Below are 17,866 nucleotides of genomic sequence, written 5' to 3'. Positions count from 1 at the left end.
CTGCTGCCGCTTCCGGATGACGCCAGCCGCGCCCGTTGAGATCAGCTCGCACATAATCACCTCCTGGAAGGAGCGAGCTTCCCACCGGCAAGGTGGCGTGGCCCTGACATAGCTCAGGACGAGGTCGACGAAAGTTAAGGTATGAGCTGCGCGCCGGACCTTCGAATCCAGGTGATGCCCAGACGAAGGGTGGAATGGCGTAGCTAGTGCCGCCGTGCATGTCGGCTGAAAGGGCCAGGTGGGCGCTCGGGCTCGGCGCCTTGCGTCGCCCCGAAGCTCAGCTCGTGCGGCAGATGTGCTCGCGCCATGCGCCTGCGTCGCGGTTGGGATCAGGTCGGCGGGCCGTGAGGCCAACACGAGACAGATCGGGGTGAGCACACATGGATAAGCCACTTGTCATCATCACCGGCGCAACGGGCAATCTTGGACGTTCGGTGGCGGCTGTGCTTTCAGCGGATTACCGGATCGTCGGCCTCGATCTCAAAGCAGAGGCGCTGACCTTCCCGGTGATCAAGGTCGATCTTGCTTCGGACCAATCTGTGCTCGAGGCCCTGGCGCAGATCCGCGCGCGCCATGGTGGACGCGTGGCGTCGGTGATCCACCTCGCTGCCTACTTCGACTTCACGGGCAAGGAACATCCGCTCTACCGGTCGGTCAATGTAGAGGGCACGCGCCGGCTCCTGCGAGCGTTGCAGGACTTCGAAGTCGAACAGTTCGTCTATTCGAGCACGATGCTCGTACACGCGCCGTGCGCGCCGGGCGAACAAATCGACGAGAGCTGGCCGATCGATCCCCGTTGGGCCTATCCGAAGTCGAAGGCGCTGGCCGAAGAGGTAATCCGCGAAGAACACGGTTCCATCCCATATGCGATCTTGCGCTTCGCCGGCGTGTACGACGAGGAGTCGGCAGTGCCCACGCTCTCCAATCAGATAGCGCGGATCTACGAACGCGAATTCGAGAGCTTCTTCTACTCGGGCTCGCCGCTAGTGGGCCAGTCCATGGTCCATCGAGAGGATCTTGTCGAAGCGGTCCGGCTCGCCGTTCAACGCCGGGACACGCTGCCGCCCGATGCGGAGATCCTGATCGGCGAACCCGAAGCGCTAGGGTATGATGCGCTGCAAGACGAGATCGGATATCTCATCCACGGCATCGAGGACTGGCCGACGTTGCGAGTACCAAAGCCGGTGGCGGCAGTCGGTGTCTGGGCTCAGGATAAGCTCGAGCCCGTCGTCCCCGACGCAATCGACGAGGGTGAGAAGCCGTTCATCAAGCCCTTCATGATCCGGCTTGCGGACGACCATTACGCGCTGGATATCGGTCGCGCCGAGAGACTGCTGGGCTGGCGACCCCATCATCGCCTCAAGGATGAGCTCCCGAAGATGATCGCGGCGCTGAAGCGCGATCCTCTGGCTTGGTACAAGAGAAACGGTCTCCGGCCGCCGCACGATCTTGCCGAGGCCGCCGCGCTGGGCAAACATCCTGAGGAGGTCAGGCGGGCGAGCGACGAGCGCTACCGGAGGGAGCATTCCGAGACGCGCTGGGCGCATTTCGTGAACCTCATGCTCGGAACCTGGTTGCTCACTCAGCCGCCGCTGATCGGCGTGGTCGAGCCTCTGCTCCGCTGGACTGAGATCGTCTCCGGGGTGCTGCTGATCGTCTTCGCATCGCTGTCGCTGAGCTGGCACGCGCCCTGGGCGCGATGGATATCGGCAGCGATAGGCGCTGTCGTGATGGCAGCGCCGTTTGTCTTTTGGACCGACAATCCAACAGCATACCTTTCCGACACGCTGGTGGGTATGTTGATCTTCGGCTTTGCCGTTGGGACAAAGCCCGAAGTGGGGCCGTCACCCCTGGCGCGAGTGGCCGGTCCGCAGGTGCCTCAGGGGTGGACGTATAATCCCTCGAGCTGGACCCAGCGCATCCCGATCATCGCCCTCGCACTGATCGGCCTCTACGTCTCCCGTTACCTCGCAGCATATCAGCTCGGCTATGTGTCCGACGTCTGGGAGCCCTTTTTCCAGGGAAGCGTCGAAGACCCGCGCAACGGCACCGAGGAGATCATCACCAGCGAAGTCTCGGAAGCATGGCCTGTTTCCGATGCCGCGCTCGGCGGCTACACCTACGGCCTCGAGATCCTCACGGGAATCGTCGGGTCGCGTGCGCGCTGGCGGACCATGCCGTGGCTCGTGCTTCTGTTCGGACTGATGATCGCCCCGCTCGGGATTGTCTCGATCTTCTTCATCATCATCCAGCCGATCTGGATCGGCACCTGGAGCACGCTGGCGCTGATCGGCGCCGCGGCGATGCTGATCCAGATACCCTACTCGCTGGACGAACTGGTGGCGGTCGGCCAGTTCCTGCGCCGCCGTGCACGGGCAGGCAAGAATGTGCTTCGGGTCTTCCTGTTCGGAGACACGGACGAGGGCGGGGCCGGTGATGTGCCTGACGAGTTCGACCGACCGGCCCGAGCGATCATGAAGGACGTGGCGATCGGTGGCGTGAGCCTGCCCTGGAACCTGGCCATTGCGGGCGCGCTGGCGGCATCGCTCTTGTTCACGCGGGTTACATTCGGCGCGACGCCGCCGATCGCGAATTGGGATCATCTGCTCGGATCACTGGCGCTGACCGTGATCTCGATAGCCGCCGCCGAGGTCGCGCGGTCCGTCCGCTTCCTGCTCATCCCCATTGGCGCGGCGCTCTGTGTCACGCCATTTGCCTTCGGCGCAGAGGCTCTGCATGCGGCATATGATGTGCTGCTAGGTCTTGCGTTGATCGGTCTCGCCCTCCGGAGAGGCGAGGTGTCAGCGCAGTACGGGTCGTGGAACCGCCTGATTGCCTGACCAGGGCAGGCGCGGCAGGAGTCGTGACACGCGGCCGCAGCGCGGCTGCGACGGGAAGGGCGGCCGCGTTCTTTGGCGGTGATATCGGGTCAGGACCTGCCCGGGGCTGCTCGCGGCAGGTGCAGGATGACTCGGGTTCCAGCGCCTTCGTCGCTCTCGACCGCGATATCACCGCCAAATTGGGTCGCGAACCTTCGGACCTGGCCCAACCCGAGTCCGGTTCTCTTGAGCGACTGCCTCGTCGTGAAGAACGGATCGAAAACGCGGGTCAGAACGTCGGGCGCGATTCCTTCACCGGAATCGATCATTTCAAGCCGAACGAAGTCGCCCGCTGCGCCTACAGGGCTCGCCGTGCTTCGGAACGTGTTGAAGGCTCGCAGGACCAGCACGCCACCTTTTGGCATCGCGTCGGCGGCGTTCGCCAGAAGATTGAAGAGCGCAAACTGGAGATAATTGGGGAGGACGCGGACCGGCCAGAGGTCACGCGCGATCTCTGTCCGAAAGTCCACGCCGTCTCCCAGAATGGTGCTGGCCCGCGCCTCCAGCCCGCGGATCAGCGCTTCAACCGAAACCCGCTCGGTCGTAACGCCGCGATCGGTGCTGAGCTCCGCGATATCGTCGGCCAGGGCGGCGGCATTCCGGATCGCGTGCTTCATTCCGGCTACGAGGCGTGCCAGCTGCTGCTGATCCGCTCCGCGCTCGATCGAGACCAGACCGGAGGCGATCACCGCCAGCATGTTGTCCAAGTCGTGCGCCATTCCACGCATCAGCATGTCGGTTTCGCGAACGACCCGATCGGCCGGGCTGCTCAACACAGTCGTGATGTCCATGACCACTCCTTCGGTCGCCGGATGCCAAGCTTCGGTCGCCATGCCATGCCGGAGCATATCGCGACCGGCGCCAATCGGGGGCTGAGCTAAATCAGTGTTAGCCGGCCCGGAGCGCTTACCGATGAAGCTCGCCACCGGCCGCCTCGGCGGAATGACTGGAAGTACCAAAGTAGCGTGGAGAGTTTTGTGCCTTAGCTGGCGAAACGGCGCAATCACGCACCGGCGCGCTCAGCCTGAGGCGAGCGGCCACCCAGCTTTTAGTCAGCGTGCCAGGCATGTCGGCGGCTCCGCGATGACGCTGTTCGAAGAAGGAGTTAGATGCCATGTCCATTCGTGATCTGATCCCCTGGAGCCGTCAGGAGAACAAGGTTCCTGCTCAGGTCAGCGCCGCGGGCGCTGCGAGCGACCCGGTGCTCTCGCTGCACAGGGAAGTGAACCGCCTGTTCGAAGATGTCTTCCGTGGCTTCGGCGTGCCGGCGCTTGCCGGCGTCGAGCGAGGGCTCCTCGCGCCGAGCGTCGAGCTTGCTGAAACCGACAAGGAAATCCGCGTCACGGCCGAACTCCCCGGACTCGACGAAAAGGACGTGGAAGTGATCGTCGAGGAAGGCGTCCTCACGCTCCGTGGCGAGAAGAAGTCGGAGGTCGAGGACAAGGACCGGGGTTACTCCGAGCGGAGCTACGGGCGCTTCGAGCGCCGCATCGGCCTTCCCAAGGGTATCGAGCAGGACAAGGCAAGCGCCACGTTCAAGAACGGCGTTCTCACCGTCACGGTCCCGAAGTCGGCGTCTGCCGCCGAGAGCGTCGCCCGCCCGTGGGCTGCATGCCCACGGGCGGAGCCAATCAAGCGATTGCGACGGTTCTGGTGAAGCTGTCCCACTCCCGGCAACGGCATATCACACATGATCAGAGCAGAAGGCGAGGGTGCTCCCGAGTCGACAGTGTATAGCCCGAAAGGTTGATCATGAGCTGCCGGTTGCGGATCACGAGCGAGTTCGCTGCGATCGCTGCCAGATCGCCGCGGCGAAGTTCCTGCATCGAGCGGCTGACATGGGTTTCAGATAAGCCGAGGAGGTCAGCCAGATGGCGACGCTGAAGCGGGAAATACGACATCGCATCTTGCCCGAGGTCCAACGCAACGAGGCGATCTACAAGCTCAAGGAGGAAGTAGGCTAGGCGTTCAGCGCCATTCTGCTTCGCGACAAGCGCCATGCGGCGATCGGCGCGGCGCTGGTCCTCCATGAGCGCGAAGACCATCGCCTCGGAGAGGTGGCTGTGCCGCTGAAACAGCTCGTCGATACTGCGCCCTGTCAACACGCACAGCGTCACGGGGGTTAGGCTTTCGACACCGCTCTCCGAATCGCCCAGCATCAACTGTTGGAGACCGATCAGGCTACCCGGCAGCAGAATGTCGATGATCTGTCGTTGCCCGGTTGGTGTAAGCTTGTAGCGATATGCCCATCCCGCATACAGCGTGTACAGCTTTCCGGCGAACCGCCCAGGCTCGATGATCACGCGGCGCGCAGGAACATCGATCTGATTATTTTTGAGGGCGCGCACAAAGCTGAGCTCGGGCGCTGTAAACTTCTTGAACAGCGCCAACCGGCGAAGCGCGCAGTCTTCACACGGTATGAAGTTCATTCGTAGTCCGACCCCGTTCGCATAGCCAGTGCGCTATAGCAGAGGTGGGCCCACATGTCACACCGGTGGCTGCCTTGGGTGCGGCCCCGTCAGGTCGTGACCACCGCCGCCGCCAGACGCGCAAGCCCGATCGGATCCAGGATTTCAAGGTTGCGGCCATTCACCTGCACATAATTATGCCGCTGGAGCAGGGTGAAGGTCCGCGTCACAGTCTCGCTGGTTAGCCCGAGATGGTCGCCGATGTCGGCTCTGGACATGAGCAGATGGAAGTGGCGGCGCCCTTCCAGCCTCTGCATGAGATCGAGAAGAAAGAACGCCAGCCGCTCCATGGCATTCGACCGCCCGAGCAGGAAACCGGTGCGGAGCGCGACCCGATAGGTGCGCAGAAACCAGGTCGTGATCGTGGCGCATGTGAAGTGATCGAACTGCGACAGGCCCTCGAGCACGCTGCGATCCGTCATGATGAGCGAGGTCGGGCACAGGGCCTGGGCGAACTGGCTGCGCACCTCGTCGCGTTCGAGCAGGATGAATTCCCCCGGCAGGTAGAAGCCGCCGATCCACCGGCGACCATCCTCGGAGATGATGCTGGTTTGGATGGCGCCGGAGAGGATCCAGTAGAGGCCATCCGACTCGGGCCGCGCAGGGAGTTCCTGGCGGTCCTTCAACATGATGAGTTTGGAGTTGAAGCCATTTCCTAGAGGCGGAGGAACGACCTTTCGCCCGCGATTCATCGCGGGCGTCTCCGTCTCGTATGAGCTAGTAAGCCGTTCCACATGTCACTGAGCGTAACATATGTCACGGGTTAGGGCAATCTCAATGGCCGAGTCGTGTCACAGTTCGACCGGCAGAAAGCTGAGCTATGTCAGGGCGGCAGAGGGCCGGGCCTGCAATTCTAGGCGCTCCCTGGAGAATATCGATGAGCGCGTTGAGCTGGATATCGGCCAAGATCGCGATCTCGCCGCCCTCGCTGGCCCCGCTAGCGGGCAGCCGGGTGGATCAAGATCCGATGTTCAAGACGTTGGGAAGCGGCTCGGGAAATTGGCCCCGGACCTTCCAAGGCAATCCCCAATTCGCAGCTCTTCCGGAGGAAGCGCTGCGGCAAACCGCGCCCCGCGGACCGGGGGCTCGATGCGGGACGGCCGATATCCTTTCTCGACGAGAAACCCCGGCGAGCGGTCCCTCGCCCTTTGTGAAGGAGTCGAACCGTGAACGTCGTTCCTAAGGCGGAATGGCCTCAATATCTAAACCGCGTGTCCCGCGGCCTGACCGGGCTTCGAGCCGAAATCGAAGTCGCATCGCTCGAACTCGGCGATCAGATCGAAGCGCAATACCTGCCGATCACCGGAATCTTCTATGACCACAAGGATGACTTGGTCGGTGTGACGCTCGAGGGGCTGGATCACATGATCCGCCACCCGCAGTCGATCTATGTCGAAGAATCCGGCGATGGCGTTGCGGCGATCGCGGTGATCGATCGCGACGGAACGAATCACCTCATCAAGCTGAGGCGGCCGCTGGCGCTGCCCGCTCCCGACCAATGAGCCCGTATCCTCAACAACCAAAGGGAAGATCATGAAACGCAGTCTTTTCGCCGCGACCGCAGCCTCCGCCCTCATCTTGACGGCGGGCTGTTCCAAGCAGGACGCCGACAACCAGGCCGCCGAGAACACGACCACGGCGGCGAACAACGCCACCGCGCAGGCGACGCCGGCCCCGCCGGTCGATCGCGAAGAGCTGCTCCAGGACGCCGTTTCGGCGCTGCAGGAGACGGAGAATGCTCTCGCCGCGCTCGACAAGAAGGATGCCAAGGCCGCGACCGCCGCTCTCGAGCGCGCGACGGGCAAGCTGGAAATCGTGCTCGCGCGCAACCCTAACCTTGCTCTCGCCCCGGTCGACGTCAGCGTCGTCAGCTACGACGTCCTGGGTTCGGTGGACGCCGTGAACGCGCTGCGGAAATCGGCCGAGGACGCGCTCGAGGATGGGCGGTTGCAGGAAGCACGCCATCTCATCGACGGGCTGGCGAGCGAGACCGTCGTGCGGGTCAGCAATCTCCCGCTCGCGACCTACCCGGACGCGATCAAGGCGGCCGCGGTCCTGGTCGCGCAGAACAAGCTCGATGAAGCGAAGGCGGCGCTCGAAGCGGCGCTCAGCACGATCGTGATCCGCGACGTGATCCACCCGCTCCCGCTGACGCGGGCAAGCGCGGCGATCGAAGAGGCGCGCAAGCTGGCCGCGAACGCACAGCGGGGCGCCGGAGACGAGGCGAGGATTCAGCGACTGCTGACCACTGCGCGCGAGCAGCTCCGGCTCGGTCAGGCGCTCGGCTATGCGACCAAGGACGAAATGAAGGACCTGCTGAAGACGGTCGACGAGATCGAGGACGGCACCAAGAACAAGGGCGCGGCGACCAGCATCTTCGACAAGATCCGCGAGCGCTTCAAGAAGGCAACGGAGTCGAGTCAGCCTGCGGAGAAGAAGTGAGTTTGCGCTCTCCAAACAGTGCGGCAGGCGCGGACGCGCGCAGGTTCGACGGTTCCGCCGGTCGGGAACGAGGGGAAACTTAGGACGATGAGTGCGGACGTTCCGACCGTGCGAAGTCCGCACTTCATCAAACCCGACCATCGAAGAACGGTTATACGAACGTTCATGCCCGGCGACTCGCCGAATGCCTTGGAGCGGGGTCAGACCCGGGCCGAGCGCATCGTCGGGCGGATCCTCGGCCTGCCTGAGGATGAATTGGCGGTCGAGTACGCACGGCTGCTGAGCGTTCTCTGCGGCCGTCACCGCGACGTGGAGAAGGTCTTTCTCCAGCGCTACGAGAACGCCAGAGAGCTGCTCCGCGGGGGCTTCTCGGCAAGTGGCGCTCGCGCAAAGCTGATCGGCGCCTATTTCAGCGAGGAATATGCCTACCAGTCGGCTGCCCTGTTCAACCCGAGCATCGTCAGGCATCCGGATCAGTCGGGTTGTCCGCCAGGCGCGCTGCGGTTCGTCCTATCGCTGCGGGCGATCGGCGAAGGGCATCTTTCGTCCATCGCCTTCAGAACGGGCACCTGGCAGCCCGGGAGAGACATCGTCCTAGATGCGGCGAGCCCGCTGGCCGCCACGCCCCGAATCGAATATCCCGAAAACGATGATGCTGCTGTGCATCTTCATTGCGAGGACAGCCGCGACCTCTCAGAGACCGTCCTGTTCCCGATCCTCGAGCGGCAGCGCGGCGGCATTGAGGATCTTCGGCTCACCAGCCTCGAAATGGAGGACGGGTCGACACTGTTTGCAGGGACGTACACGGCGGTCGGGGGACGAGGAATCGCCCAGGAGCTGCTCGCCACCCGAAACTTCATCGACTTCAAGATGCACCGGCTCGAGGGACCGATCGCCGCCTCGAAGGGAATGGCGCTGTTTCCCCGCCTGATCGAGGGCCGTTACGCGATGCTCGGCCGGCACGACAATGAGAATATTTGGCTTCTACTGTCCGAAAACTTGCATCATTGGGATGGCGGCATCAGGATCGTAAAGCCGCAATGGACATGGGAGTTCACGCAACTCGGCAACTGTGGATCGCCGATCGAAACTTCCGATGGATGGCTCGTCTTCACGCACGGCGTGGGAGCGATGCGGGAATATTGTATCGGTGCGTGCCTTCTCGATCGATCGGATCCCAGCCATGTGATCGCTCGCACACGTCGGCCACTGCTGCGCCCGTCCCCGGAGGAGCGATACGGCTACGTTCCGAACGTCGTCTATAGCTGCGGCGCGCTGCTGAGCGGGAACGACATATTGCTCCCATATGGCGTCGCGGACAGCTTCACTGCCTTTTCGACCTTGAGTCTTGATGCTCTGCTGGCCGCGATGGACTAGGCGGTACCGCAGGGTGACGGCCGTCGCAGCCCTCCGACTGACATGGGTCAGCCAGCCAGACGGCTTCACCGTTTACACAGCACCACGTTTTTTGGCGCCGCCGACGCGCCATCCCTGGAGCCGCCTGCGTGCCGCACACCTTGCCCCTTGGCCTGCTCAGATCAGCACTTCTGATTGCGCTTACGGTCAGCGGTGCGGGCGCGCTTGCGCAGGACCGGAAGCCTCAGCAGCCGGTCGGCGAGGTGTTGGATCGCGCGGGCAAGATTGTCGTGCAGCCCGCCCACGATGTGGGTGTCGCCAGGACCGAGATTCCACCGGTGCTCCTCAAGGCCGCAGAGGATCCATATGGCGTGGAGAAGCTTGGAACCTGCAGCGCGCTCACAGAGGCGATCAAGGAACTGAGCAACGTCCTGGGCCCTGATTTCACCACTGCACGCCAAAGACGAGAAAATCGGGCCGGGAAAATAGCCGAAGCCGGCGGCAGGTCCGTGGTCAATGCCTTGATCCCCTTCCGCGGCATCGTCCGGGAGATAACAGGCGCCGCTCCGGCGCAGCGGCGCCTGAATGCCGCAATCGACGCGGGCTATGCGCGGCGCGGCTTCCTCAGAGGGCTCCATTACGCCCGCCACTGCCGCTCGAACTTCTAGAAGGGGAGGGAACGCCTTGCCGGTTTTCCGCTTGGTGACAAGAACGGTCAGAAAGCCCTGGGGCCGGCGGTCACTTGGACCTGGGTTCGACGACGTAAGCGCGGGCGAGGAGCCCATCGGCGAAATCTGGTTCGAGGTTCCGCGCGGGAGCGGCCTTGGGGAGCCAGAGCTGCTGGTCAAGCACTTGTTCACAAGCGAGCGGCTCTCTGTCCAGGTTCATCCTGATGACACCACCGCGATGGCGCATGGGCTCCCCCGGGGCAAGAGCGAAGCCTGGCATATCCTCGAGGCGGAGCCAGGGGCGAGCATTGCCATGGGATTGCGCGAGCCGATTACGAAAGACCGGCTGCGCGCCGCGGCCAACGACGGCTCGATCGTGGCGCTGCTCGATTGGAAGCCGGTTAGAGCGGGTGACTTCTGGTACGCGCCGGCAGGCACGATCCACGCCATAGGCGCCGGGCTCAGCCTGATCGAGATTCAGCAGAATGTGGACGTCACCTATCGGCTCTATGACTATGGTAGCAACCGCGAGCTTCATCTGGACCAGGCGGTGGAGGCTGCCCATCCGGCGCCCTACGAGGCTCCATTCGCCCCATTCGAACTGGCGCGGGGCAGGCGCGTGCTCGCCGCCGGAGGGCCGTTCGTGGTGGAACGATGGGCCGACGCTTGTTCCGGCATTCTGGCGCCGCGGCGAGGCGAGCCGGTCTGGCTGATACCCCTCCGGGGCGAAGCCGTCGTCGGATCGGAGCCGATTGAGCCCGGCGGCGTGTGGATCGTCGCTGGCGATGCCGGCGTCAACTTCACCGGCTCGTGCGATCTTCTCGTCGCCTACTCGGGCCGAGCGGTGCACGAGGCGCTCATCAGCTGATCTTGAAGTGGACCGGCAGTCCTGAAGCGGGCTCGCGATCGAACCGAAAATGGCTTGTTGAAGTGAGCTAGATCAGTGCCGGACAGAGGTGCTGCGCATAGCGAAGCCGATGATCCCGCCTCGGTGGGCTTCTCCAAGGATGGGCCTTGAAATGCCTGCTAGCCCGGTTCGCTGCGCCACAATCCTGACATTACTTCTCGCCTGCGGGAATCCCGCGATTGCGCAGACTTCCACCGCTTCGTCTTCAAGCCCAACCGAAGGCCGCAGCGAGCAGTACAACGTACCGCCGCCGCCTGGCTACAAGCCGCCTCCTGGCCGGTTCGTGCAGTCGGACCGCGAGCGCGAGGAGGACGATCGCTACAGCCGCGAAGCCGAACGGTGGGCGGCAGAAAACTGTATTGCCGATCGCCGAAGCAACGTCGCTGCAGGCGCGGTGATCGGCGGGCTGATTGGAGCGCTTGCTGGTTCAGGGCTCGCTGGTCGCTACGATAGAGCCCCGGCCACCGTCCTTGGCGCGGGTGCAGGCGCGGTCGCGGGCAGCGCCATCGCGAGGAACGCCAGCCCCGACTGTCCGCCCGGGTTCGTGGTCAAGGCAGCGCCCGAGCCTTTCTATCCGCCACCCGTCTATCCGCACGTCTATGTGGCGCCGCCGTGGTATGATCCCTGGGTATGGTACGGGGGCCACTGGCTCTACAGGCCCTATCCCTATCACCGGTACTGGTACAAGCGCCACTGGCGACGCCGCTAAGTGCCGGAGGAGTCGGAAGTCCTTGGTGTGCCTGAGCCGCTATGGCATGGGTTTGCCACTCCGGAGCATTTGGCCGAGAGCCTGGTCCGAGAGGTGTCGGGCATCATCACCGATCGTCTGAATACGGAAGGCGCCGCCTTCGTCGCCTTTCCAGGTGGCAGGTCGCCTGCACGCGCCTTCGAATTCCTTGCCCCGCGCGCGAGCGGGTGGCGTGGGGTCACGGTCATCCCCACCGACGACCGCCTCGTGCCGCCGGGCGACCGGCTGTCCAACTTTGGTCTGCTGGAGAGATATTTCGCGGCGGGGCAAGCACAGCTCATCCCTCTCGCAAGACCACCATTCGATGATCCTGCCGCGGCGGCAGACGCAGCCGAGCTGAGGCTTTCGGACCTGGCTTGGCCGCTGGATCTGGTCTGGCTTGGCTTCGGCCTGGACGGTCATGTTGCCTCGCTCCTCCCGGGACCCGACCTTCCCGTCGCGATGCGTTATCCTGACTGGAGGCGCATCGCGGGCGTCAGGCCCGTGCCGCTTCCGGCCGAGGCACCGGTGCCAAGAGTGACGTTGACGCTGAGCGCCATTCTCTCGGCAAAGCGACTGCTGATATCCGGCAGCGGCCGGGATAAGCTGGAAGTCGTCCAACGGGCCCTGGATGAGGGTGCGGAGTCGCAGATGCCGCTCGGCATCGTCTTAGCGAAAGCAAAGTGCCAGCCCGATCTGTTCTGGAGCCGATAGCTTCGAACTTTGTCGCTGGATCGGCTCGCTTCGCGGCGTCTCTCGTGCGGGGCCGGCTCAGTAAGCTTTTTGCGAAGACGCATGGCGGCGAAATGCCGGGAATCGTGGAGAAGATGCCGGGGCTCGCCCATTTTCCGAGCACTGACAAAGATCAGCGTTTCGCCGAGCCGGCACGCTTAGCTTGCCCAGGTCTTTGGTGCTCGATCGGCTCGCCGGAAGGCTGATCGAGCTGATCGACAGGAGATCCTGGATGCGGAGGTTCGTTTTCGTTCCAGCGTTGTTGCTAGCGGTCGCCTGCGACACGCGTAGTCACGCCCAGACGGCACCGCTCAATGCGGACGGTTCCGGTCGCCTGGAGTCGGCGCGTGGGGCGCCCCCGAGCTTCGCCGATCTTGCGGCCCGTCTCTCGCCGGCTGTCGTGAACATCTCGACGACGTCGCGTGTCAGGGCGCGGAGAATGCCCGACTTTCCGGGCGGCCTTCCGTTCGGCGGCCTGTTTCCCTTTCCGGAGCTGGGCCGGCCACCCGCTCCCCGTAACGCGACGTCGCTCGGATCCGGATTCCTCATTTCAGCAGATGGCTACGTCGTCACGAACAACCACGTTGTGGCGGGCCGCGGCGCGGGCGTGCAGGTCCAAGCGATCAAGGTCACGCTGACCGGCGGGCAGGAATATCCGGCTCGCGTGGTCGGGCGTGACGAAGCCTCAGACCTCGCTGTCCTCAAAATCGAAGCCAATAACTTGCCCTTCGTGCGCTTTGGTGACTCGCCGGGCGCGCGCACCGGCGACTGGGTCCTGGCAATCGGGAATCCCTATGGCCTTGGCGGCACGGTGACGGCCGGAATCGTGTCCGCCCTTCATCGGGACCTTCGCTCAGGGCCTTATGACAGCTTCATCCAGACCGATGCCTCGATCAACTCCGGCAATTCCGGCGGCCCGCTCTTCGACATGCAGGGCAATGTGATAGGGATCAACACCGCGATCATTTCTCCCACCGGGGGCAATGTCGGGCTCGGCTTCGCGATCCCGGCCGAGATCGCAAAGCCGGTCGTCGACACGTTGAGAGCCGGCGGTCGCGTCCGCCGTGGCTATCTCGGCCTCCTGCTTCAGCCTGTCACCGAGGATGTCGCTGCCGCGCTGGGCTTGCAGAAGGACCGCGGCGAAATCGTCGCGGAAGTGCAGCCGAACCTGCCGGCGGCGCGTGCGGGCTTGCAGCAGGGCGATGTCATCTTGCGCGTGAATGGGACTGAGATCACGCCGGAGAACTCGGTAGCCAGGCTCGTCGCAGCCGCTCCCGTCGGCTCGCGAGTAACGCTCGAGGTGCTTCGCGAAGGTGGTAGGAAAACGCTCACGGCTGTGGTTGCCGAGCGGCCGGCCGAAGCGAGCCTCAACGGCGAGGACGAAGAATTCGACCTCGACGACGATGGTGAAGGGAAGGCGAGCGCCTCCGCCGGGCTGGGCCTTTCCGTCCGGCCGCTCACGCCCGCGCTCGCGAGCGAACTGCGGGTCGATCCTGGAACCCAGGGTCTCGTCATCGTGCAGGTCGATCCTTCCAGCGACGCCGCGGCGAAAGGGCTGAGCGAGGGCGACATCATCCTGTCGATCAACCAGCAGGCTGTGCGGACCGCACAGGAGGCGGTGAGCTTGATCGCCGCAGCGAGGAAGGCGGGACGCAAGCAGGTGCTTCTATTGGTGAAGCGCGGCTCGGTGCCACCGCGGTTCGTCGGCATCGAGCTCTCCGGGAAGCCCTGAGAAGTGGCGAGGAGAGGAGGACTGGCGCGCGGCACTTCTCCTCTCCTTGCGTGTTGGACGAGGCGGCTGATGCTTGCTCCGATCGCAATCGGACGCGACCTGCCGATCGATGCGCCGACGGAAAGTCCGCGCGCGAGGCCTCCGCTCGCTCCGCACTTCCGCCGGCTCTGTTTGTCGAACAGGAGGAATCGGAATGAACCTTGAGAAGTATACGGACCGCGCGAAGGGCTTTCTCCAGTCCGCGCAGACCGTCGCAATCCGGCTCAATCATCAGCGCATCACGCCGGAGCATATCCTCAAAGCCCTGCTCGAGGACGAGCAGGGCATGGCAGCCGGCCTGATCCGCGCCGCCGGCGGCAATCCGGACCTGGCGACCAGCGAGGTCGACGCTGCGCTGGCCAAGCTGCCCTCGGTCACCGGAAGCGGGGCGTCCCAGCCTCCTGGGCTCGACAACGATGCCGTCCGCCTCCTCGATCAAGCCGAGCAGATCGCCCAGAAGGCCGGGGACAGCTATGTGACCGTCGAGCGGTTGCTGCTGGCGCTCACCCTTGCGGCAGGTGCGGCGGCTGGCAAGGCGCTGGCGCGAGCGGGCGTGAAGGCGGAGGCGCTGAACGAAGCGATCAACCAGCTCCGCGGCGGGCGCGCCGCCGACACGGCAAGCGCCGAGGACCGCTACGATGCGCTGAAGAAGTTCGCCCGCGACCTCACCCAGGCCGCCAGGGACGGGAAGCTCGATCCGGTCATCGGCCGGGATGAGGAGATCCGACGAACGGTTCAGATTCTGGCGCGTCGGACCAAGAACAACCCCGTGCTCATCGGCGATCCCGGCGTGGGCAAGACCGCGATCGTGGAAGGGTTGGCGCTCCGCATCGCCAATGGCGACGTTCCCGACACGCTCAAGGATCGCAAGCTGATGGCGCTCGACATGGGGGCGCTCATCGCCGGTGCGAAGTATCGCGGCGAGTTCGAGGAGCGACTCAAGGGCGTGCTCGACGAAGTGAAGGGGGCCGAGGGCGACATCATCCTCTTCATAGACGAGATGCACACGCTGATCGGCGCGGGTAAGACGGAAGGTGCGATGGACGCGGGCAACCTGCTGAAGCCCGCGCTTGCCCGCGGTGAGCTGCACTGCATCGGCGCGACCACGCTCGACGAATACCGCAAATATGTCGAGAAGGACGCGGCGCTCCAGCGCCGGTTCCAGCCCGTGTTCGTCGGCGAGCCAACGGTGGAGGACACGATCTCCATCCTCCGCGGTCTCAAGGAGAAATACGAGCTGCACCACGGCGTGCGGATCACGGATGGGGCGATCGTCGCGGCGGCGACGCTCTCCAACCGCTACATCACGGACCGGTTCCTGCCCGACAAGGCGATCGACCTGATGGATGAGGCGGCAAGCCGGATCCGCATGGAGGTCGAATCCAAGCCGGAAGAGATCGAGACGCTCGACCGGCGCATCATCCAGCTGAAGATCGAGCGGGAAGCGCTCAGGAAGGAGTCGGATGCCGCATCCAAGGATCGCCTGACCCACCTCGAGCATGATCTCGCGCAGCTCGAGCAGCAGTCGGCGGAGCTTACACAGCGCTGGCAGGCGGAGCGGGAGAAGATCCAGGCCGAGGCCAAGCTCAAGGAGCAGCTCGATCAGGCTCGCCTCGAGCTTGACCAGGCGCAGCGACGCGGCGACCTCGGCCGCGCTGGCGAGCTGAGCTATGGCGTCATACCGGGTTTGGAGAAGCAGCTGGCCGACGCTCAGACGGCGAGCCAGGGCGCGATGCTGCGCGAGGAGGTCACCGCCCAGGACATCGCGGCGGTCGTCTCGCGCTGGACGGGCATCCCGGTGGACAAGATGCTCGAGGGCGAGCGCGAAAAGTTGATCCATATGGAGGAGGCGCTCGGCAAACGGGTCATCGGCCAGCGGCAGGCGGTCACGGCGGTCAGCCGCGCGATCCGCCGTGCCCGCGCGGGCCTGCAGGATCCGGACCGGCCGATGGGCTCGTTCCTGTTCCTCGGCCCGACCGGCGTCGGCAAGACCGAGCTCACCAAGGCGCTTGCCGGCTTCCTGTTCGATGACGACAGCGCGATGGTCCGAATCGACATGTCGGAGTTCATGGAGAAGCACTCGGTCGCGCGGCTGATCGGCGCCCCGCCGGGCTATGTCGGCTATGAGGAAGGCGGCGTGCTGACTGAGGCGGTGCGGCGGCGGCCCTATCAGGTGATCCTCTTCGACGAGGTGGAAAAGGCGCACAACGACGTCTTCAACGTGCTCCTCCAGGTTCTCGACGATGGCCGGCTGACGGACGGACAGGGCCGCACGGTCGATTTCAAGAATACGCTGATCATCCTCACGTCCAATCTCGGCAGCCAGTATCTTTCGAACCTGGCGGAAGGGGAGACGGTCGAGAGCGTCGAGCCGCAGGTGATGGAGGTGGTGCGCGCGCATTTCCGGCCGGAATTCCTTAACCGGCTGGACGAGATCATCCTGTTCCACCGCCTCGGCCAGGCCGACATGGGTCCCATCGTCGACATTCAGGTCGCGCGCGTCCAGAACCTCCTCAAGGACCGCAAGATCACGCTCGACCTCACCGAGCGCGCGCGTGCCTGGCTCGGCCGTGTGGGATACGACCCGGTCTATGGCGCGCGTCCGCTGAAGCGCGCGATTCAGCGATATCTTCAGGATCCCCTGGCGGACCTCCTCCTGCGGGGCGAGGTGCCGGATGGCTCGACCGTCACCATCGATGAAGGCGACAGCGAGCTGACATTCTCAACCCAGGTATCAAGGCCTGCCGAGGCGCAGGCTGCATGAAAGGGCCCATCGCGGCGGCCGCGCGCTGCCGCGATGACCTGCAGCGAACGAGGATTCATCGATGGCCGAAAAGCGTCGGGTCGTCTGCCCCCATTGCGATGCCACCAACGCGGTGCCGGCCGACCGTGAGCCGCTCGTCGCCAAATGCGGGCGGTGTCATCAGAAGCTGTTCCAGGGCGCCCCTGCCGCGCTCGACGCGGCGAGCGCGCGCAAGCATATTCGCAATTCGGACCTGCCGGTGATCGTCGACTTCTGGGCGGCCTGGTGCGGCCCGTGCCGGGCGATGGCGCCGATCTTCGAACAGGCGGCGCGCATGCTCGAACCGAAGGCGCGCTTCATCAAGGTCGCTGTCGACGCAAACCCCGACATCGCCTCCGAGTACGGCGTCCAGGGGATCCCCGCGTTGCTCGCCTTCAAGAATGGCAATGTCGTCGCGCGCCAGGCTGGCGTCACTGATCTAGGCACGCTGAGAGGGTGGGCCGAGCGGTTCAGCACCTAAGTTCCAGTGCGGTGCCGAGCGTCCTCCCCGGACGCCGCGCCGATACAATGTCAGGAGCGGTCCTGCGCCAAGGTGGCGTCGGGCCACCCCGCGATCGGCGCGTCTTCGAGCTGGAAGCGCTGCTTATTGACCGGCTCGGTACGAGCGCGCGGAGGCTCATGCACGTCGTAGGGCAAGTTCAATCGCTCGCAATATCGCTCTGCCGCCTCGCGGGTGGGAAAGCGAAGGTCGACCTGAACCAAAGGATCCTCACCACCGGTCCACCCCATCAGCCAATCTACAAACGGCTTCTTCCTTTGCGGGAAACTGAGCCTCCACTGCCCCTTCCGCGCCCGCCCGCCCTGGTTCGTGGCCGTTGGGAGCGGCTCGAGGACGGCCCGCGCGTCCTCCGGAAGCGCGCTCAGGTAGCGGAGCCACGAGCGGTCATCCTGCGAGTTGCGGCCGGACCTGACCTCTTCATGGGCGATCAGCGGCCCTGAGCGCAGCTGACGGCGCGAAACGCGGGCAAGCCTCGCCCTTAAGCGGGCAGACGCTGCCGCGCGGGCCTTCGCGAGTCGCCCAATCATAAAACGTCTCCTTTCAAGTGCGCGCCACCGGCTTGTCGTAAGCGGGGTCTGGCGGCCGCCTTGCGCAGCGCCCATTCGCCGGGATGA

Annotated in this window: 16 protein-coding genes; 12 read left to right on the top strand and 4 right to left on the bottom strand. The window is 64.5% G+C overall.

Translation table 11 applies throughout. The features are described 5' to 3' along the window. Positions 1–380 precede the first annotated feature (380 nt). On the top strand, positions 381–2,840 hold the full coding sequence (locus tag ET21_RS0122015; RefSeq protein WP_030541383.1) for an NAD-dependent epimerase/dehydratase family protein: 2,460 nt from the start codon (positions 381–383) through the stop codon (positions 2,838–2,840). Between the two features lie 89 nt (positions 2,841–2,929). Here the strand turns inward: ET21_RS0122015 and ET21_RS0122010 are convergent, their stop codons facing one another. Beyond that, positions 2,930–3,670, bottom strand: a complete 741-nt coding sequence (locus ET21_RS0122010) for a sensor histidine kinase (protein ID WP_030541382.1) — start codon at positions 3,668–3,670, stop codon at positions 2,930–2,932. A gap of 323 nt (positions 3,671–3,993) precedes the next feature. Here ET21_RS0122010 and ET21_RS0122005 point away from each other — a divergent pair, with 323 nt between their 5' ends. Then, complete coding sequence (locus ET21_RS0122005) at positions 3,994–4,536, top strand: Hsp20/alpha crystallin family protein (RefSeq protein WP_051768298.1); 543 nt, start codon at positions 3,994–3,996, stop codon at positions 4,534–4,536. Between the two features lie 37 nt (positions 4,537–4,573). On the opposite strand, the gene ET21_RS0122000 is transcribed toward ET21_RS0122005, so the two are convergent. After that, entirely contained in the window at positions 4,574–5,308 is a 735-nt protein-coding gene (locus ET21_RS0122000) for a Crp/Fnr family transcriptional regulator (RefSeq protein WP_007406257.1), read from the bottom strand. A gap of 89 nt (positions 5,309–5,397) precedes the next feature. Beyond that, positions 5,398–6,039, bottom strand: a complete 642-nt coding sequence (locus ET21_RS0121995; RefSeq protein WP_030541379.1) for a helix-turn-helix domain-containing protein — start codon at positions 6,037–6,039, stop codon at positions 5,398–5,400. Positions 6,040–6,513: 474 nt separating this feature from the next. Here ET21_RS0121995 and ET21_RS0121990 point away from each other — a divergent pair, with 474 nt between their 5' ends. From ET21_RS0121990 to trxC, 10 genes are all read left to right on the top strand, one after another. Further along, entirely contained in the window at positions 6,514–6,849 is a 336-nt protein-coding gene (locus ET21_RS0121990; RefSeq protein ID WP_007406253.1) for a DUF5335 domain-containing protein, read from the top strand. Positions 6,850–6,880: 31 nt separating this feature from the next. Continuing rightward, the gene (locus ET21_RS0121985; protein ID WP_030541378.1) at positions 6,881–7,789 is read left to right on the top strand and encodes a YfdX family protein; all 909 of its coding nucleotides are present in this window, start codon (positions 6,881–6,883) and stop codon (positions 7,787–7,789) included. A gap of 18 nt (positions 7,790–7,807) precedes the next feature. After that, positions 7,808–9,166, top strand: coding sequence for a glycoside hydrolase family 130 protein (locus tag ET21_RS0121980; RefSeq protein WP_337587965.1), 1,359 nt, complete (start codon positions 7,808–7,810; stop codon positions 9,164–9,166). 128 nt (positions 9,167–9,294) lie between these two features. Continuing rightward, entirely contained in the window at positions 9,295–9,813 is a 519-nt protein-coding gene (locus tag ET21_RS0121975; RefSeq protein WP_337587964.1) for a hypothetical protein, read from the top strand. Positions 9,814–9,847: 34 nt separating this feature from the next. Continuing rightward, complete coding sequence (locus ET21_RS0121970) at positions 9,848–10,681, top strand: class I mannose-6-phosphate isomerase (RefSeq protein ID WP_237751647.1); 834 nt, start codon at positions 9,848–9,850, stop codon at positions 10,679–10,681. Positions 10,682–10,832: 151 nt separating this feature from the next. Further along, complete coding sequence (locus ET21_RS0121965) at positions 10,833–11,429, top strand: glycine zipper 2TM domain-containing protein (RefSeq protein WP_162180724.1); 597 nt, start codon at positions 10,833–10,835, stop codon at positions 11,427–11,429. Positions 11,430–11,498: 69 nt separating this feature from the next. After that, positions 11,499–12,161, top strand: a complete 663-nt coding sequence (locus ET21_RS0121960) for a 6-phosphogluconolactonase (protein WP_237751641.1) — start codon at positions 11,499–11,501, stop codon at positions 12,159–12,161. Positions 12,162–12,411: 250 nt separating this feature from the next. Continuing rightward, positions 12,412–13,911, top strand: a complete 1,500-nt coding sequence (locus ET21_RS0121955) for a Do family serine endopeptidase (protein WP_237751646.1) — start codon at positions 12,412–12,414, stop codon at positions 13,909–13,911. 193 nt (positions 13,912–14,104) lie between these two features. Then, on the top strand, positions 14,105–16,714 hold the full coding sequence (gene clpB, locus ET21_RS0121950; RefSeq protein WP_030541371.1) for an ATP-dependent chaperone ClpB: 2,610 nt from the start codon (positions 14,105–14,107) through the stop codon (positions 16,712–16,714). Positions 16,715–16,775: 61 nt separating this feature from the next. Then, the gene (gene trxC / locus ET21_RS0121945) at positions 16,776–17,213 is read left to right on the top strand and encodes a thioredoxin TrxC (RefSeq protein WP_030541370.1); all 438 of its coding nucleotides are present in this window, start codon (positions 16,776–16,778) and stop codon (positions 17,211–17,213) included. A 50-nt stretch (positions 17,214–17,263) separates the two neighbouring features. Here trxC and ET21_RS26780 read toward each other — a convergent pair whose 3' ends face one another. Continuing rightward, complete coding sequence (locus ET21_RS26780; RefSeq protein ID WP_051768296.1) at positions 17,264–17,779, bottom strand: NADH dehydrogenase ubiquinone Fe-S protein 4; 516 nt, start codon at positions 17,777–17,779, stop codon at positions 17,264–17,266. Positions 17,780–17,866 lie beyond the last annotated feature (87 nt).

The sequence above is a fragment of the Sphingobium sp. DC-2 genome (genome assembly GCF_000722555.1).
GTDB classification, from domain to species: domain Bacteria; phylum Pseudomonadota; class Alphaproteobacteria; order Sphingomonadales; family Sphingomonadaceae; genus Sphingobium; species Sphingobium quisquiliarum.
This window is presented reverse-complemented; position numbering and strand designations above follow the sequence as displayed.

Bases quoted from the DNA above. Each gene is read 5' to 3' on its own strand.
- ET21_RS0122005 (WP_051768298.1), top strand. From the start codon at position 3,994: ATGTCCATTCGTGATCTGATCCCCTGGAGCCGTCAGGAGAACAAGGTT.
- ET21_RS0121985 (WP_030541378.1), top strand. From the start codon at position 6,881: ATGAAACGCAGTCTTTTCGCCGCGACCGCAGCCTCCGCCCTCATCTTG.
- ET21_RS0122010 (WP_030541382.1), bottom strand. From the start codon at position 3,670: ATGGACATCACGACTGTGTTGAGCAGCCCGGCCGATCGGGTCGTTCGC.
- ET21_RS0121995 (WP_030541379.1), bottom strand. From the start codon at position 6,039: ATGAATCGCGGGCGAAAGGTCGTTCCTCCGCCTCTAGGAAATGGCTTC.
- ET21_RS0122000 (WP_007406257.1), bottom strand. From the start codon at position 5,308: ATGAACTTCATACCGTGTGAAGACTGCGCGCTTCGCCGGTTGGCGCTG.
- ET21_RS26780 (WP_051768296.1), bottom strand. From the start codon at position 17,779: ATGATTGGGCGACTCGCGAAGGCCCGCGCGGCAGCGTCTGCCCGCTTA.
- clpB (WP_030541371.1), top strand. From the start codon at position 14,105: ATGAACCTTGAGAAGTATACGGACCGCGCGAAGGGCTTTCTCCAGTCC.
- ET21_RS0122015 (WP_030541383.1), top strand. From the start codon at position 381: ATGGATAAGCCACTTGTCATCATCACCGGCGCAACGGGCAATCTTGGA.
- ET21_RS0121965 (WP_162180724.1), top strand. From the start codon at position 10,833: ATGCCTGCTAGCCCGGTTCGCTGCGCCACAATCCTGACATTACTTCTC.
- ET21_RS0121955 (WP_237751646.1), top strand. From the start codon at position 12,412: ATGCGGAGGTTCGTTTTCGTTCCAGCGTTGTTGCTAGCGGTCGCCTGC.
- trxC (WP_030541370.1), top strand. From the start codon at position 16,776: ATGGCCGAAAAGCGTCGGGTCGTCTGCCCCCATTGCGATGCCACCAAC.